Annotated in this window: 17 protein-coding genes; 1 reads left to right on the top strand and 16 read right to left on the bottom strand. The window is 57.6% G+C overall.

The window, feature by feature from the left end; translation table 11 throughout:
* Nucleotides 1-7: 7 nt before the first annotated feature.
* The 15 genes from C1J02_RS06215 to ruvC all read right to left on the bottom strand — a co-directional run bounded on the left by C1J02_RS06215 (nucleotide 8) and on the right by ruvC (nucleotide 14,467).
* Nucleotides 8-1,684 (bottom strand): formate--tetrahydrofolate ligase, encoded by a 1,677-nt coding sequence (locus tag C1J02_RS06215; RefSeq protein ID WP_114877802.1) that lies wholly within the window; start codon nucleotides 1,682-1,684, stop codon nucleotides 8-10.
* 145 nt (nucleotides 1,685-1,829) lie between these two features.
* On the bottom strand, nucleotides 1,830-2,411 hold the full coding sequence (locus C1J02_RS06210; RefSeq protein ID WP_114877801.1) for an MOSC domain-containing protein: 582 nt from the start codon (nucleotides 2,409-2,411) through the stop codon (nucleotides 1,830-1,832).
* 118 nt (nucleotides 2,412-2,529) lie between these two features.
* Nucleotides 2,530-4,458, bottom strand: coding sequence for an ATP-dependent zinc metalloprotease FtsH (ftsH, locus tag C1J02_RS06205; RefSeq protein WP_114877800.1), 1,929 nt, complete (start codon nucleotides 4,456-4,458; stop codon nucleotides 2,530-2,532).
* A gap of 104 nt (nucleotides 4,459-4,562) precedes the next feature.
* Nucleotides 4,563-5,819, bottom strand: a complete 1,257-nt coding sequence (gene tilS, locus C1J02_RS06200; protein WP_114877799.1) for a tRNA lysidine(34) synthetase TilS — start codon at nucleotides 5,817-5,819, stop codon at nucleotides 4,563-4,565.
* Nucleotides 5,820-5,823: 4 nt separating this feature from the next.
* A complete protein-coding gene (ybgF, locus tag C1J02_RS06195) occupies nucleotides 5,824-6,648 on the bottom strand; it encodes a tol-pal system protein YbgF (protein ID WP_114880412.1) in 825 nt (274 codons plus the stop codon).
* A 16-nt stretch (nucleotides 6,649-6,664) separates the two neighbouring features.
* Nucleotides 6,665-7,186: a peptidoglycan-associated lipoprotein Pal gene (gene pal / locus C1J02_RS06190; protein WP_114877798.1), complete on the bottom strand. Its 522-nt coding sequence runs from the start codon at nucleotides 7,184-7,186 to the stop codon at nucleotides 6,665-6,667.
* Nucleotides 7,187-7,279: 93 nt separating this feature from the next.
* The gene (gene tolB, locus C1J02_RS06185) at nucleotides 7,280-8,605 is read right to left on the bottom strand and encodes a Tol-Pal system beta propeller repeat protein TolB (RefSeq protein ID WP_114877797.1); all 1,326 of its coding nucleotides are present in this window, start codon (nucleotides 8,603-8,605) and stop codon (nucleotides 7,280-7,282) included.
* A gap of 163 nt (nucleotides 8,606-8,768) precedes the next feature.
* Entirely contained in the window at nucleotides 8,769-9,887 is a 1,119-nt protein-coding gene (locus tag C1J02_RS06180; protein ID WP_114877796.1) for an energy transducer TonB, read from the bottom strand.
* Nucleotides 9,888-9,889: 2 nt separating this feature from the next.
* Nucleotides 9,890-10,366, bottom strand: a complete 477-nt coding sequence (gene tolR / locus C1J02_RS06175) for a protein TolR (protein WP_114877795.1) — start codon at nucleotides 10,364-10,366, stop codon at nucleotides 9,890-9,892.
* A 3-nt stretch (nucleotides 10,367-10,369) separates the two neighbouring features.
* On the bottom strand, nucleotides 10,370-11,011 hold the full coding sequence (gene tolQ, locus C1J02_RS06170; RefSeq protein WP_254693272.1) for a protein TolQ: 642 nt from the start codon (nucleotides 11,009-11,011) through the stop codon (nucleotides 10,370-10,372).
* Nucleotides 11,012-11,194: 183 nt separating this feature from the next.
* Entirely contained in the window at nucleotides 11,195-11,581 is a 387-nt protein-coding gene (gene ybgC, locus C1J02_RS06165; protein ID WP_114877793.1) for a tol-pal system-associated acyl-CoA thioesterase, read from the bottom strand.
* Nucleotides 11,578-12,225, bottom strand: coding sequence for a hypothetical protein (locus C1J02_RS06160; protein ID WP_254693221.1), 648 nt, complete (start codon nucleotides 12,223-12,225; stop codon nucleotides 11,578-11,580). Before C1J02_RS06160 ends, ybgC begins: the two co-directional genes overlap by 4 nt.
* Nucleotides 12,226-12,235: 10 nt before the next feature.
* A complete protein-coding gene (gene ruvB, locus C1J02_RS06155) occupies nucleotides 12,236-13,255 on the bottom strand; it encodes a Holliday junction branch migration DNA helicase RuvB (protein WP_114877792.1) in 1,020 nt (339 codons plus the stop codon).
* A 46-nt stretch (nucleotides 13,256-13,301) separates the two neighbouring features.
* The gene (gene ruvA / locus C1J02_RS06150) at nucleotides 13,302-13,964 is read right to left on the bottom strand and encodes a Holliday junction branch migration protein RuvA (protein WP_114877791.1); all 663 of its coding nucleotides are present in this window, start codon (nucleotides 13,962-13,964) and stop codon (nucleotides 13,302-13,304) included.
* A complete protein-coding gene (gene ruvC / locus C1J02_RS06145; RefSeq protein ID WP_114877790.1) occupies nucleotides 13,961-14,467 on the bottom strand; it encodes a crossover junction endodeoxyribonuclease RuvC in 507 nt (168 codons plus the stop codon). The genes ruvA and ruvC overlap by 4 nt, the downstream gene beginning before the upstream one ends.
* Nucleotides 14,468-14,800: 333 nt before the next feature.
* Between ruvC and C1J02_RS06140 the strand changes: the two genes are divergently transcribed.
* A complete protein-coding gene (locus C1J02_RS06140; RefSeq protein ID WP_114877789.1) occupies nucleotides 14,801-15,019 on the top strand; it encodes a DUF1127 domain-containing protein in 219 nt (72 codons plus the stop codon).
* A 167-nt stretch (nucleotides 15,020-15,186) separates the two neighbouring features.
* Here the strand turns inward: C1J02_RS06140 and C1J02_RS06135 are convergent, their stop codons facing one another.
* Entirely contained in the window at nucleotides 15,187-15,531 is a 345-nt protein-coding gene (locus tag C1J02_RS06135) for a hypothetical protein (protein WP_114877788.1), read from the bottom strand.
* Nucleotides 15,532-15,597: the final 66 nt, after the last annotated feature.

The following is a 15,597-nucleotide window of genomic DNA, read 5'->3' as shown; positions in this document are numbered from 1 at the left end:
CTGAGTATCAGAACAACCCTTCAACGTCGCCGTCAGCGTTCAGCCTGATTGTTTCGGCCGAGGGAGCCCGGGGCAGACCCGGCATGGTCATGATCTCACCACAGATCACCACAACAAATCCGGCCCCTGCGGACAGACGCACCTCGCGTACCGGGACGGAGAAGCCGGTTGGCGCGCCACGGCGGTCAGGATCGGTGGTAAAGCTGTACTGGGTTTTGGCCATGCAGACGGGCAGATTGCCATAGCCTTGTGCTTCCCATTCTTTCAGCTGGTTGCGAATCTTCTGGTCGGCCAGCACCTCGTCGGCGCGGTAAATGCGCTTGGCGATGGTTTCGATCTTTTGCATCAGCGGCATGTCGTCGGGGTAGATGGGCGAGAAGTTGGCGGACTCGCCATCGGCAATCTCGGCAACGCGAGTGGCAAGGTCTGCAGACCCTTCTGAACCCAACTCCCAGTGACGCGACAGGATCGCCTCGGAGCCTTGCGACGCCACATAATCTTTGACGGCCTGCACCTCGACGTCGGTATCGGTGACAAAGTGGTTGATTGCAACGACAACCGGCACCCCGAAGGATTTCATGTTTTCGATGTGACGACCAAGGTTGGCGCAGCCCTTTTTCACCGCATCAACATTCTCCGTGCCCAGATCAGCCTTGGCAACGCCGCCGTTCATCTTCATCGCGCGCACGGTGGCCACGACCACGACAACAGAGGGTGACAGGCCGGCTTTGCGACATTTGATGTTCATGAATTTCTCGGCACCAAGGTCAGCACCAAAACCAGCCTCGGTCACAACGTAATCTGCCAGTTTCAAAGCCGTTGTTGTTGCGATAACTGAGTTGCAGCCGTGGGCGATGTTCGCGAACGGGCCGCCGTGCACAAATGCCGGATTGTTTTCGAGGGTTTGGACGATGTTTGGCTGCATCGCGTCCTTCAGCAGAACGGTCATTGCACCGTCCGCTTTGATGTCGCGGGCAAATACAGGTGTGCGGTCGCGGCGATAGGCCACAATCATATTGCCCAGACGTTCCTGCAGATCGGTCAAGTTCTTCGCGAGGCAGAGGATGGCCATGACCTCGGATGCCACGGTTATGTCAAACCCGCCTTCACGCGGGAAGCCATTCGCCACACCGCCAAGGGATACGTTGATCTGACGCAATGCGCGATCGTTCATGTCGACGACACGGCGCCACACAACGCGGCGGGTGTCGATCTCAAGCTCATTGCCCCAATAGATGTGGTTGTCGATCATCGCCGACAACAAAGAATGGGCAGAGGTGATCGCGTGGAAGTCGCCGGTGAAATGCAGGTTCATTTCTTCCATCGGCACGATCTGGGCATAGCCACCGCCTGCGGCACCACCCTTCATGCCAAAGTTCGGACCAAGCGATGCCTCACGGATACACACGCAGGCGTTTTTGCCAATGCGGTTCAGACCGTCGCCCAGCCCAACAGTTGTTGTGGTCTTGCCTTCGCCCGCTGGCGTCGGGTTAATCGCGGTCACAAGGATCAGTTTGCCGTCTTTGCGGTCCTGAACCGAATTGATGAATTTCTGGCTGACCTTTGCTTTGTCGTGGCCGTAGGGCAGCAGGTCATCTGTGCCGATGCCCAGTTTCTTGCCGATTTCCTGAATCGGTTTCTTGTTCGCTTCGCGTGCGATTTGGATGTCGGTCTTGAAAGCCATCTGAGAATCCCCTGTTGCCATGTCGGCGGTGTTGCTGTGCCCCTCTTACAGGTGCCCTTGTCTTGGCGAGGGCGCATTTCCGACATTTCCACCCCGTGATGCGGCGAGACGCCGCAGCGGGGTTTCTTTTTGGAAACATGGGGCCTCAAAGATGGGGCCATTGAGGTTGATCAGGAACATGCAGGCGCAAAGTGTCACCAATGGCGATCATGCCTTCGCGCTCGACCCATGCGGTCACCCCGCGTTTGCCACGGGCGGCTGTTTTGAACGATTTACCGTGCCCGGGCATATCTTTTTCGATCTCGCGGGCGGGAAAATTGCAGGGGCCGTTTTCGACGTCAATGACGATCGTCGTTCCGCTTTCAGTCTGAAGCCGCGATCCCGGTGGCACATAGGTAAAATCGGGAATGCCTTTTAGGATAATCGACGCCCCCAATGTGGTCGGGTCCATGGCCTCGATGCCAATCACTCGCGCGATGGCATCCAGCTCCTCAACCGACAGGATGGACAACTGTCGGGTGTTGCGGATTTCGGTGCCTTTGGGATGCTGTGCGGTGACCCGCACACATGAGGCCCGTGTGAGACCACTGTGAAAATCGTCCTCGATTCCAGCATAGCTTACGAATGCCTGTTCAATAGGTTCTGACCGGATGTTGGTGCGCTTTTTTGGTACCCTGCCCAGCCACGTGACGATTGCGATAAAGTCGGTTGGACGAAGCTCTGCCATGGGTGATCCTTTTTAGTCTTGTCCGGTCAAAGTGCGCGTTGTCCAGGCAAAAGAAAAGGCCCGGCACAGGCCGGACCTTATGATTTCTTATGATGTTCCCATCACCAGATCAGATGGATCAGGTCGATGGCTCCGGTTTCAACTTCCCCGAAGACGGCGGTGATTTCTTGGCCTTGGCCTTGGGGATCGTTGTCACGCTTGGTGCGCTGCCTTCGTCGGATGGACCTTCGTCCACGTCGGGGTCTGGTGTGGGCGGCAGACCCGAGATCACACGCTTGATCTCGTCGCCCGTCAGCGTTTCATATTCAAGCAAACCTTGCGCAAGAAGCTCAAATTCCTCGATCTTTTCCTTGAGGATTTTTGCAGCAAGATCATAACCTTCGTCGATGATGCGTTTCACTTCGCTCTCGATAAGCTCTTTCGTGGCCGCAGAAACAGAAAACCCACCGGCCCCGCCATTGGCCTGATAGCCAGCCGCCGCTTCTTGATAGTCAATGTTGCCAACCTTGTCGGACATGCCATAGCGCATCACCATTGCCCGGGCGAGCGCGCTGGCTTGCATGATGTCACCTACCGGGCCGGACGACACGGATTCGGGGCCATATTTCAGGATTTCGGCCGCTTTGCCCGCCATGGTCATGGCAATGCGCTGCTCAGCCTCGTCTTTGAACATTTGCAGCTTGTCCATTTCCGGCAGGCTCATGACCATGCCCAAGGCACCGCCACGCGGAATGATCGTTGCCTTGTAGACCGGGTCGCACTTGGGCAAAGAGATGCCCACAATCGCATGGCCCGCTTCGTGATAGGCGGTCTTTTCCTTTTGGTCCTGCGTCAGGACCATTGAACGCCGTTCGGCACCCATCATGATTTTGTCTTTGGCGGATTCGAAATCCATCATCGCCACAAACCGCCGCCCCAAGCGCGCCGCAGTCAGTGCTGCTTCGTTCACGAGGTTGGCCAGATCAGCACCCGAGAAACCCGGTGTACCACGGGCAATGATGCGCAAATCAACATCAGGCCCAAGCGGCGTTTTGCGCGCATGCACGTGCAGAATTTTCTCGCGGCCTTTGATGTCGGGATTGCCCACACTGACCTGACGGTCGAAACGACCCGGACGCAGCAGGGCCGGGTCCAGAACGTCCTTACGGTTGGTGGCTGCGATGATAATCACGCCCTCATTCGCCTCAAAGCCGTCCATTTCAACCAGCAACTGGTTCAATGTCTGTTCACGTTCGTCGTTGCCACCGCCATAACCAGCACCACGATGGCGACCAACTGCGTCAATTTCGTCAATGAAAACGATACAAGGGGCGTTTTTCTTGGCCTGCTCGAACATATCGCGGACACGGCTTGCGCCAACACCTACGAACATCTCGACGAAGTCAGAACCGGAAATGGTGAAGAACGGCACGCCCGCCTCACCCGCGATGGCCCGCGCAAGCAGCGTTTTACCTGTACCGGGAGGGCCCTCAAGCAGCGCGCCTTTGGGAATTTTGCCGCCCAGACGGCTGAATTTTTGCGGATTGCGCAGGAACTCTACGATCTCTTCAAGCTCTTCCTTGGCTTCATCAATGCCAGCAACGTCATCAAACGTCACGCGGCCATGCTTTTCGGTCAGCATCTTGGCCTTGGATTTGCCAAAGCCCATGGCACCACCTTTGCCACCGCCCTGCATCCGGTTCATGAAATAAATCCATACACCGATCAGCAACAGAATAGGCAACAAGGACATCAGGAACGTGGAAAATCCAGATTGTTCCTGCGGTTTGGCCTGAATGGGAACATTGTTGTCGATCAACAGTGTGGTGATTTCAGCGTCTTCTGGCTTGATCACGATATAATCACCGCCGTCGGCCTTGCGAAAACGAACCTGTTCACCGTCCAGTGTCACATTCCGGACATCACCGCCTTTGACCGAGTTTACAAATTCAGAATAGGTGATCTCAGTGCTTTGCAGATTGTTGCCTGAGCCGTTGAACAAATTGAACAACGCCAGAACCAGCAGCATCAACACAACCCAGAAGGCGAGATTACGAACATTGCCCAAGGAAATTCTCCTATTATCAACAAGGCGCGCGCGGGTGCTGCGGCCCAGAGGACACATCTTTATGACGCGGCCACCCCTTTAAGATAGAGATGATGCGCGCATGTTCAATGCGTTAAAAGCGCGGCAAAGAAAGTCTCTTCACCGCCGATAACGTCCGCATGCCATTTCTGGCTCCATCCGGCAAGGGGGGCCGCGACAACAACGTCACCTCGCCAGACGGCTGGCGTGGACAAAAGAACCGCATGGGGACGCCCGGAAGCGCGCCAATCTACGCATTGTTCAAGTCCCTCTTTGCCCAACGCCCGCACTGTCACGTTCCGCCATTTGTCGGATGTGTCAGCGGTGGTCAAATGCCAGCGGGCGTCCCAAAGCTCATCCGGGGGGGTTTGTACGTTTTTCACGGCGTTATGTTCGCGAAACACCCAGATTTGGCCGCCGACCCTGCGGGCATGACATCCCTCCAAAGTCGCAGCCTGACCTTTACGCAGTGCCTGCATCAGCGATGTTATCGCTGCGTGACGCGCCGGATAGGTTTCGTTGCTGATCCAGTTCACAGCGCTCACAAACAACCGGCGCTGAATGTCATGCGGAAGAATGCGCAACTTGCGCTCACAAATGACGATCGCGCCTGCGTCCACCTTGGCGATGTCACGTGCAGCCAGATAGGTCTGCCAATCCAAGGCCGTACGGGCCTGTGCCATATGTTCGGCCACCGCTGACAGCCCTTGGGCATCAATCCCCAATGGGGCGAGCACCTCTAGGATCTGGCGCGCCTTGACGCGCTCGAAAGCGGTATCGTCGTTGCTGGGGTCTTCGGTCCAAGGGACATCTTGGGATTGCAGATAGCCGCGCAGTTCCGCACGGCTGGCCTTGAGCAGCGGGCGCACCCATGTCACGCCTTCGCGAATAATCCGCGGCGACATGCCCGCCAGCCCATTCACACCAGAACGCCGGGCCAGACGCATCAAAAACGTCTCAGCCTGATCATCCGCTGTGTGGCCCAATGCAATTGTGCCGATCCCGTGTTCGGCTGCCCACGCTGACATCAGCGCAAAACGGGCATCGCGGGCTGCACTCTGCAGATTTCCTGTGCCGTCCCAGGCATCCCAAAGCAGGGTGTCATGCAAAATGCCGAAGGTTGCACAAAACTGCTGTACCATTCGGGCCTCCGACGCTGCCTCAGCACGCAGACCATGATTTACGGTCACCGCACGCAATTTTGTTCCGTGCAGGGTGCAAAGGCCATGCAGCAGATGCAGCAATGCCATTGAATCGCCGCCACCCGACACCGCGACACCTAACACCTCAGGGGGGGTGGGCAAAAACGCCTCAGCGACCTGTTGGGTTAAGCGTGCTGGCATGTGATCAAGAGCAGCCCATCTTCGCACGCTCCCCCTCAGCCTGCGCCACTGCGGGACTGTCAGGGAACCGCACAGCGATCTCACTCAATGTCACACATGCCTCCTGAGTCTGGCCCAAAACGCCCAATGCGCGGCCCAGTTCAAACAAGGATGCAGGTGCAACAGGGCCAACCGGATCTGCGGTGAAGCTGGCCAAAAATGCACGCGCTGCTTCGCGGGGGTCACCAAGACTGTTGAGTGCCTCGCCCCGGCGCAAATCGGCCTCGGCGGCTAGCGGTCCACCCGGATAGGTTTGATTGAAGGTCGCAAACTGGTCTGCGGCGCCGCGAAAGTCACCGGAGGCGAGCGCCGCCTGCGCCCGCTCAAAGTCTGCTGCCTCACCCACTGCCAAAGATGCCGTGTCGGTGGGCGTTGCCGGTGCCGTCAAAGGGGCCTGGCTGGAGGTCTGGTCCGCGCCGCCCAAAGTCGATGTTTCACCCAAGGTAGAAATATCGCCACCTTCAAGTTCAACCAGACGGAATTCCAGATCGCCAATGCGGCTTGTGCCGTCCGCGACAATACGGTTGATGCGGTTTTCCAGCTCTTCGCTCTTGGATGTCAGGCGCTGCAATTCGCTTTCCATGGCGTTCACACGCTCAAGCACCGACCCACCGCCTGTGTCCACCGAAACGCCACCGGTGGTTGACAACTCGCGTTTGAGCTTTTGCACTTCGACATTCAGGACCGTCAGTTCCTGACGCACATCCGCAAGGGTTTGTGAGTCCTGTGCATGCAAGGCAACGGGGCTGACCAGCACCCCCAAAGCCATCGCCAGAATAACGCGTTTCATCATAGTCAATTATACCTTAACTGGTCAGTCCACCGGCCAGAACCGTCACCGCGCGGCGGTTCTTGGCATAGCAGGCTTCTTCTGAACAAATTTCAATCGGGCGTTCCTTGCCATAGCTCACAACCCGCAAACGGGAGGCTGGCACACCTTTGGACACCAGATATTCCTGCGCTGAATTGGCACGGCGTGCCCCCAAGGCAAGGTTGTATTCGCGCGTGCCCTGTTCGTCCGCGTGGCCTTCGATCACCGCCTGATAGTCGGTGTTCGCCAAAAGCCAGCCAGCCTGGCCATCCAATGTGGCGCGGCCAACTGCGGTCAGGTTTGACTGGTCAACCTCGAACAGGACCCGGTCACCGATGGCCTGCTGGAAATAAGCGGTTGAGGAAGGGTCGCTTGCACTGCCCGGCAAAACGCTGCCGTTTATCCCTGCGTTGGCGTTTGCCCCGCCCGACCCGTCCGCACCAAAGCGATTGGGGTTGGTACAGGCCGAAACGGCCAAAGCTGCGATCAAGATGGTGCTGGTCAGGAAACGTTTCATGCTACTGCCTCTCGTGTGATGGCTTTGTGCCAATTGATCTGTTGTTTATCACAGGCGCGCGCCCATTGGAAATATTCCGCGCATGTTTGGTGATCACTTTTGCAAGGGTGACCATGATGGGTCAGACCCCCCTTCGGGCGTGCGCACAGGTCTCAGGTTACGGCCTGAAATGTCCACTGAATAGAGCGTTGATGACCCGCCTGCGCCTTGGGTTTCGCGGGCAAACATCACCACACGACCGTTGGGTGCCCATGTTGGGCCTTCGTCCAGAAACGATGCTGTCAGCAGACGTTCTTCTGAACCGTCCAACCGCATCACACCAATGTGAAAACGGCCTTTGTTCTGTTTCGTGAACGCCACCAGATCGCCACGCGGCGACCACACAGGCGTGCCATAACGCCCTTCACCAAAGGAAATTCGCGTGGCTTCGCCGCCAGTTGCAGGCATGATATATAGTTGCTGCGTGCCGGACCGGTCGCTTTCAAACACAATGCGTTGGCCATCTGGCGAAAAGCTGGGTGCGGTTTCAATCGCGGGGGTGTTGGTCAGGCGCACGGATGATCCGCTGGCAATGTCCATGGTGTAGATGTCAGTATTACCGCCTTGGGTAAGCGAGAAAACCACCGTCTGTCCGGAGGGCGAAAATCGCGGTGCAAAGCTCATTGTGCCCTCTGAACTTTCCAGAACGCGGCGCGAGACGCTGCCGATATCAAGCACATAGATGCGCGGAAATCCGCTTTCGTAGCTTGTATAAAGAACCCTGTCGCCGCTCGGTGAAAAACGCGGTGCCAGAACGATGGATCCTGAATCGGTCAGGTACTGCACATTCGCGCCATCGTAATCCATGATCGCCAGACGTTTCTTGCGGTCATCCTTTGGGCCTGTCTCAGAAACATAGGCAACGCGGCTGTCGAAATAGCCGCCTTCACCGGTGATCCGGCTATACACCTCATCGGCCACCTTGTGCGCCATCCGCCGCCACCCGCCGGTGGTGCCGGAAAACTGCAGTCCGTTGCCCATTTCAGCACCTGAAAACACATCATAAAGGCGAAATTTCACATTGACCGAACCGCCCTGAACATTCACGGCCCCGGTGACCAAAGCCTGCGCGTTGATCGCCTTCCAATCGGCGTATTGCACGCTGGCATTAAAATCGCTGACGGTTGAGATAAATGCGCTTGCAGGGATTTCGCGGAACAGCCCGGTGCCAATCAGATCTTCGGCGACCACACGGGCAAGATCGCTGGCCAGCTGTCCGGCCTCGGCGCTTTCAGGCTGAAAGGTCGGCACCGCGAAGGGCAAAGGTTCGATGATCCCTTCATCAATGATGATCTTGAGCGGTTCTTGCGCGAGAACCGTGGCGGGGACGGCTATCGCGCTGAGCAATGCCAAACAAATGCTGAGAAAACGTGATTTCATCTGAGGCAAATCCTTTCAGGACCAAACATGATGGCAGTGTCGCGCCTAGTGGCGTGCTTTTCGAGGGGAAGTTTATGGGCTTTGACACCCGAGCAGGCAATCATATGACACAATGCCGCGCCGATTTTCGCCAGAGGGGCGGTAAAATTGTGAGTGCAAAGGCTCATCTGCTCCCCATCTTTTTGGGATCAAAGGTCATCTCTATGGTTTGCCATTGGCTGAATTTATCGCTGGGCAGATTATAACCCTTTGACCCACAAAGGATAATCGCACGGCGTGCAGAGTCGAACACCCGTTTTGCATCCGCGTCAGAGCCACCAGATGCACCAACCTGCCGGATTGTTTCAATCACGGGCGTGCCGTTTTGATTCATATTCACGCTGACAACAACCGTTGTCTGCAGCGCTGCCGAAGACAGCGAGCCGACATTCCAGCAGGCCGATACCGCAACACGCAGCGAATCTTTCTCTGCTGCCGACAAGGGCGGACCGCTTGGGGCTGCGGGTGTCGCGGGTGCCGGTGTTTCGGCACCGCTGAGCGCTTCTTCCAGTGCTGCAGTCACCGCGTCGGTTTCGGCTGACGTGGACGGCTCTGCAGGTGTGGAGGTCGGTGTCTCGGTTACTTGCGGCTGCGGTGCAGCAGGACGTTGGCCGGGCGGACGCGGCGATGCAGCAGGGGCTGCGGTGGCTTCGGTCACGATCTCGGTTGTGGCCTCAGGTGGTGCCTGAGCCTCTTGTGGTTCCTCGACGGTTTCACCGGCGGCGTCCGGTGCGACCGCCTGTTGCTCCACCGGGTCCGGCGTTGCATCTGGATCAGGTTCTGCCACAGGGTCTGGTGCCACCCGTTCAACCGGGCGCGGTGCCGCTTCCGGGGCAACCTCTGGCACCAGTACGGCGATATCGCCCACCGGCTGGTCCAGCTCTGGCGGGGCATCGTCGACCTGAGTTTCGGGCGGCAACGCCAGTTCCGTCACCTCGGGTGGTGTATCGTCGGGGGGCGGTGTTTCGGCCTGAATGGGGGCGGGTTGTTCAATGGCCGCATCCGGCGTTGCGGGCACCTCTGGTACATCCGTTGACACCTCTGGCTCGGCTGGCTGCGCCACGTCAGTCGCTGTGTCAGGCGATTGCCCGGCTGCGACCAATGCATCAAAATCGGCACCGCTGATCACGGACACCTCCGTCATCTCAAATGGCGGCGGATCGGGGTCGAACACGCTGCCAAAAAGCAGCCAGCCGATGAAAATCAGATGCCCCGCCCCAGAAATATAATGCCCGGTATGCACGCCTAGCCACCCGATGCGTCGGTGCCATCCAGCGCCGGACCACCGATGTCTGTGACCAGACCGATGTTTGAAAAGCCACCCGCATTCAGCGCGCCCATGATCTCCATCACGGCGCTATAGGGCACTTTGCCGTCGGCGCGCAGAAACACCCGGTCGCTTGCCCGTTCAGCCGCGATCGCCCGCAGCTTGTTCACAAGATCATTTCGCGGTGTTTCCGTGGTCTGGATCTGCACGCCGCCATCCGCTGTGATTGTCACTGTCAACGGCTCTTCTTGTTCTGACGGCAAGGCACCGGCAGCCGTTTTGGGCAACTCAACAGGCACACCGACAGTCAACAGGGGTGCGGCGACCATAAAGATGATCAACAGCACCAACATCACATCTACAAAAGGTGTGACATTGATCTCTGCCATCGGCTGGCTGCGCCCGCGCCGCCGTCCGCGCCCGCCGCCTTGCTTTTTTACAACTCCTGCCCCCATGACCTAGCTGTCCAGCTGGCGGCTGAGGATGGTGGCAAATTCGTCTGAAAAGGCTTCATATCCACCAAGGATACGATCGCTGTCGGCGCTCAGTTTGTTATAGAATACCACGGCCGGGATCGCCGCCATCAGGCCCATGCCTGTCGCCAAGAGCGCCTCTGCAATACCGGGGGCAACGACGGCCAAATTGGTATTTTGCTGTTCTGCGATTTCGATAAAGGCATTCATGATGCCAAAAACGGTTCCGAACAAACCTACAAACGGGGCTGTTGAGCCAACGGTCGCCAACACAGGCAACCCTTTTTGCAGCCGCTCCGCTTCCTTTGCGATGGCCACGTCCATGCTGCGGTCGATGCGGGCGGTCGCACCGGGGATCAAACCACCGTCATCGCGGTGCGAGCGGCGCCATTCGGTCATGCCGGAGGCAAAGATTTTCTCTGCCGATCCATCCGGGTCCCCTCCAACACTGTCAAACAACCCATCGAGTGGCTCACCTGACCAGAACGCCTGATCAAACTGCTCTGCCTGGGCGCGGGCCTTGCGGTATTGGATGATTTTCTGGACGATGATCGACCACGACCAAAACGACGCAACGATCAGTGCGATCATCACCAATTTCACGGTCACGGTTGCCTCGGCAAACATCGACCATACCGAAATGCTGCCCCCAACGTTGGCTGCTAATAATGCTGTCTGCATGTGTCCTGCTCTTTTTACCCACCGCTGATGCGGCCTACTGCCTCAGGCCTCGGTTTTCCAAGGCTCCATTTGGCACGAAACTAACCCAGCGCAATTGGGAAAGCTAGGGTCTTGGCAAAGCGCCGCTTGTCAGAGGGTCATTGAGCGAAGTTTCGCTGGCAAACGCGCTGGTTTTCCGCCCGCCCCGATGCAGACAATTGTGACGACGGCGCGAAACAGGCAGGTCTGACCGCGCCAGACCTCTTGACCCATCACCATACGCGCGGGCGTGAGTGCCTCTATGGTTGTGCGCACCTCCAACACATCCTCAAACTGTGCCGGGGCCAGATAATCCGCTTCGATCCGTCGCACCGCAAACACCAGCCCATCCGCTTTCATCGCAAGTTGATCAATGCCCATCTCGCGCACCCAGTCGCTGCGCGCGCGTTCAATGAACCGCAGATAATTTGCGTAATAGACGATGCCCGCCATGTCGGTGTCTTCGTAATAGACACGCAATGAGAATCGATGGATCATTGCGGTTTTCCCACCCGCGCCGCAATCCGCAACGCATGTGACGGATCCTGTGCCATCGCCGGCAAAACAGGATCATAGGCCGCACGCAAAACATCGGCGATGTCGGGGCGCAAGACGGTTGTCTCGCCGTTTGCGGCCAAGGGTGAGCGGTCTTGGAAAGCGGTGTCGGACCACAGCAGCATCGACTGCACGATTTGAGACAGGGCAAGCGTGTGCGCAGGTACCGTACTCAGATATTCATCCATCCGCAGGAAGACAAAGCACGCCTTGATTGCACCCGCCGCATCGAACCGGAAAATCCGGTACTGATTGGCATCCACTGCTTCCAGCCGCGCCACCAAAGCTGCCAAATCCGGCACCAGCCGGTCCATACCTTTGACTTCCAGCAACTCGGACCACTCCGAAAAAAAGAAAATCATCAGATTGCTGCCAAGTTCGGCATCCATCTCGCCCATCTCATGCCCGGCAAGGCTGACCATTGCTTCCAACGCGCCCTTGACCACCGCCAATGTCGCATCTTCAACCCCAAAAACCACAGGGCAAATCGCCCTGCCCCAACGCGCAAAGGCAAAGCTGCCGTCGCCGCGGGTGAACAACGCCTCGATCTGCCAAGCCTCCAGTTTCTTTTCGCCCAAAATACTCAATCCCACCCCCTCAGCCAAACAAATCACTTTGCGGTTTGGGCGGCGTCATCCCCAGATGCACCCACGCTTTTCGCGCCAGCATCCGCCCGCGCGGGGTGCGTTGGATCAATCCCTGTTGCAGCAAAAACGGCTCAATCACTTCTTCCAACGCATCACGGCTTTCTGACAGTGCAGCCGACATCGTTTCAATCCCCACCGGACCGCCTTGATAGTTTTCGGCAATCAGCCGCAGATATCGCCGGTCGGCCCCATCCAGACCCAGATGATCAACACCCAACCGTGTAAGCGCCATGTCTGCCAGTGCCCGCGTCACCGTGCCATCGCCTTCAACCACCGCGAAATCCACCACACGGCGCAGCAACCGCCCCGCAATCCGGGGTGTGCCTCGCGCCCGCTTGGCGATCTCGCGCGCGCCACCCTCATCGGCCGGCGCACCCAGTTTGCGGGCATTGCGGTCCACGATGATGAACAGCTCATCCTCGGTATAAAACTGCAACCGCGTCGGGATGCCAAAGCGGTCGCGCAGTGGCGTGGTCAAAAGCCCCATGCGTGTGGTGGCACCGACAAGGGTAAAGGGCTGCAATTCGATGCGCACGGTGCGTGCCGCAGGGCCTTCGCCGATCACCAGATCCAACTCGAAATCCTCAAGCGCGGGGTAAAGCACCTCTTCAACCGCCGGGTTGAGCCGGTGTATTTCGTCAATAAACAGCACATCGCGGGGTTCGAGATTGGTCAGGATCGCCGCCAGATCGCCGGCCTTGGCCAACACCGGTCCGGAGGTCATGCGAAACCCGACACCCAGCTCGCGCGCCATGATCTGTGCCAGCGTTGTCTTGCCCAAACCGGGCGGACCGTGAAACAAGGTGTGGTCCATCGCCTCGCCACGTTGCTTGGCAGATTGGATAAACACCCGCAGGTTCGACCGCGCCTCGGCCTGACCGACAAATTCATCCAGCAACTGCGGACGCAACGCGCGGTCAAAATCCTCGGGCAGCGGTTCGGGCCGCAATGTCGGGTCGCTGTCGTTCATGTGTTATCCAAGACAAGAAAAGGCCCATCGGGGTGATGCATATACCTTAGCCCTTTGGGGCCAATAGTTTCAACGCCGCGCGGATCAGCGCGGGCGTCTCTGCATCCGGTATCTCGCCTGCCGCCTGCGCCACTGCGCCTGCGGCATCACCGGGGCCATAGCCAAGGTTGCTTAGGGCTGAAAGCGCCTCGGATTGTGCAGACGCATTGGGGGCCGAGGCTACGGGTTTGCGGGCAATGGGAGTTTCAATGACCTGTGCAGGCACATCGCCTTGGGCCTGGGCCAGCGTGCCGCTCATTGCCATGACACCCGGTGCCTTGTCCTTGAGATCCAATACCACGCGTTGTGCGATCTTCGGCCCCACACCTTTGGCCGCCTTGACCGCATTCCAGTCGCCCAACGCAATGGCGCGGCTCACCCCATCCGGCCCCAAAGCCCCTAGAATCGCCAGCGATGCCTTGGCCCCGACCCCTTGAACGGAGGTCAGCAGGCGGTGCCATTCCTTTTCAACCAATGTCTGAAAGCCGAACAGTTGCATAAGGTCTTCGCGCACCACCAGATCGGTATAAAGGGCGACAACTTCGCCCACCCCCGGCAAAGCGGCCAATGTGCGCTCGGAACAATAGACCAGATACCCAATACCTCGCACGTCAATCAGCAGATGATCCGCTGCGCGGTACTCGATGCGACCTGTAATTTTTCCAATCATGCAGTGGCCTTTGCAACGGCTGCGGCAAGGGTGCTCGCCCCACCGTGGTGCGCATGACATATTGCGATGGCCAACGCATCCGCTGCGTCCGGGCCTGCAATCTCGATACCGGGCAGTTGCATGCGCACCATATGCGCGACCTGGCCCTTATCCGCATGTCCGACACCCACCACAGTTTTCTTGACCGTGTTGGGCGCATATTCACCTACCGTCAGTCCGGCCTGGGCTGGCACCAGCATCGCAATACCACGTGCCTGACCCAGTTTGAGAGTGCCTGCACCGTCCTTGTTCACAAAGGTCTGCTCAACTGCGGCGGCTTCGGGGCGGTAGGTGGCAAAGACCCGCGTCAGTTGCCCGTGCAATGATAACAGCCGTTGCGCCAGATCCTCGCCAACGGACACACAAACCCCATTTGCGACATGCGTAATTCTGCTGCCTGCCACGTCAATGACGCCCCAACCAAGATTGCGCAGCCCCGGATCAATGCCGATTACCCGTACCATATGTCCAGTTGCCTCAAATTGTTGCTTTTTTGTTTCACTAGCACGAAAGGCGAACATTGGCCACGCTTTTCCCATCAGCGCGTGATTGCGACCTCTGACGGGTCGCTTTTGCGCCAAAGCGGTTGAAATCGCCTTTCTCAAGTTCAAAAGCGACACTCGGAGAAACACAATTTTGCCTTACTTTACGGTGCGTTAACCACCTTCCGGACCTATGCAATGGGTGCAGATCACACATGCAATTCTGTCAATTGTGCTCTTCAAATAACCCGCCTATCTGCCCCTCAGACAGTCGGGCAAACCGGCATAACAATTCAGATATAAAGGATGGCTCAAATGGCAGCTTTCGACACCACCCGCACCGCTTATGGCTCAGTATTGGCCGTTTCTCGGATTTCTTCATTTATCGCGCATATTTTTGGCAATGTTGTTGCCTGGAACGATGCACGCGTAACACGTAACGCATTGGCAGCCTTGTCTGATCGCGAACTGGACGATATCGGCCTGATCCGCGGCGACATCGATGTTGTCGCCCAGACAGACTTCATTCGCTAAATGGCGACGGGCGCGCTGATCAGCGCACGCCTTGTCACTCCGACGCAATAAGCCACGCCTGTGAGAACAGCGCGTGGCTTTTGCTATATGATGCCCTGAGTGCGTGGGCGAAGTGACCGGTGTCGTCCGAAACGTCAAATGCCCATTTCAGGCAATGATGCCAACCCTTACCGCAAGAGCGGTACAACAATATCCGCCATCATCGCCGTGAGCGGGTCAATACCCAGAAACTTGGCACCGGCGGCCTCAACCACTGAACCGTTCTCAAGCTTGGAAAGCCGTTCTTCATAGGTTGCGGGACCAACGGATGCCAACATAAATGCCTTGAATGCAACGAAGCCGAAAACAAGCAGGAACAGCCCTCTGAAGGGAAATGAATTTCGTTTCGCTTTCGGCGTGACCTGGATCAGCCCGTCTGGACCCACTTGGGTAGAAAACCCATGCGTCATCTTCGCATGTTTGTGGCCAAGCAGGCTCAGGCGCTTGTTAAATTGGTCATGTGTCTCAGCCATGGCAATAGCCTTCTCAGATCAACGGCCCCCACCGGATCAGTTCCGAAAGACGTTAGGCCTGAAATG

This window comes from Sulfitobacter sp. SK011 (assembly GCF_003352065.1).
Lineage (GTDB): Bacteria > Pseudomonadota > Alphaproteobacteria > Rhodobacterales > Rhodobacteraceae > Sulfitobacter.
This window is presented reverse-complemented; position numbering and strand designations above follow the sequence as displayed.

What these genes read in the sequence shown, in the direction of transcription:
- C1J02_RS06215 (WP_114877802.1), bottom strand. Translation starts at nt 1,684, where the DNA reads ATGGCTTTCAAGACCGACATCCAAATCGCACGCGAAGCGAACAAGAAA.
- C1J02_RS06210 (WP_114877801.1), bottom strand. Translation starts at nt 2,411, where the DNA reads ATGGCAGAGCTTCGTCCAACCGACTTTATCGCAATCGTCACGTGGCTG.
- tilS (WP_114877799.1), bottom strand. Translation starts at nt 5,819, where the DNA reads ATGCCAGCACGCTTAACCCAACAGGTCGCTGAGGCGTTTTTGCCCACC.
- ybgF (WP_114880412.1), bottom strand. Translation starts at nt 6,648, where the DNA reads ATGAAACGCGTTATTCTGGCGATGGCTTTGGGGGTGCTGGTCAGCCCC.
- pal (WP_114877798.1), bottom strand. Translation starts at nt 7,186, where the DNA reads ATGAAACGTTTCCTGACCAGCACCATCTTGATCGCAGCTTTGGCCGTT.
- tolB (WP_114877797.1), bottom strand. Translation starts at nt 8,605, where the DNA reads ATGAAATCACGTTTTCTCAGCATTTGTTTGGCATTGCTCAGCGCGATA.
- tolR (WP_114877795.1), bottom strand. Translation starts at nt 10,366, where the DNA reads ATGGGGGCAGGAGTTGTAAAAAAGCAAGGCGGCGGGCGCGGACGGCGG.
- tolQ (WP_254693272.1), bottom strand. Translation starts at nt 11,011, where the DNA reads ATGTTTGCCGAGGCAACCGTGACCGTGAAATTGGTGATGATCGCACTG.
- ybgC (WP_114877793.1), bottom strand. Translation starts at nt 11,581, where the DNA reads ATGATCCATCGATTCTCATTGCGTGTCTATTACGAAGACACCGACATG.
- ruvB (WP_114877792.1), bottom strand. Translation starts at nt 13,255, where the DNA reads ATGAACGACAGCGACCCGACATTGCGGCCCGAACCGCTGCCCGAGGAT.
- ruvA (WP_114877791.1), bottom strand. Translation starts at nt 13,964, where the DNA reads ATGATTGGAAAAATTACAGGTCGCATCGAGTACCGCGCAGCGGATCAT.
- ruvC (WP_114877790.1), bottom strand. Translation starts at nt 14,467, where the DNA reads ATGGTACGGGTAATCGGCATTGATCCGGGGCTGCGCAATCTTGGTTGG.
- C1J02_RS06140 (WP_114877789.1), top strand. Translation starts at nt 14,801, where the DNA reads ATGGCAGCTTTCGACACCACCCGCACCGCTTATGGCTCAGTATTGGCC.
- C1J02_RS06135 (WP_114877788.1), bottom strand. Translation starts at nt 15,531, where the DNA reads ATGGCTGAGACACATGACCAATTTAACAAGCGCCTGAGCCTGCTTGGC.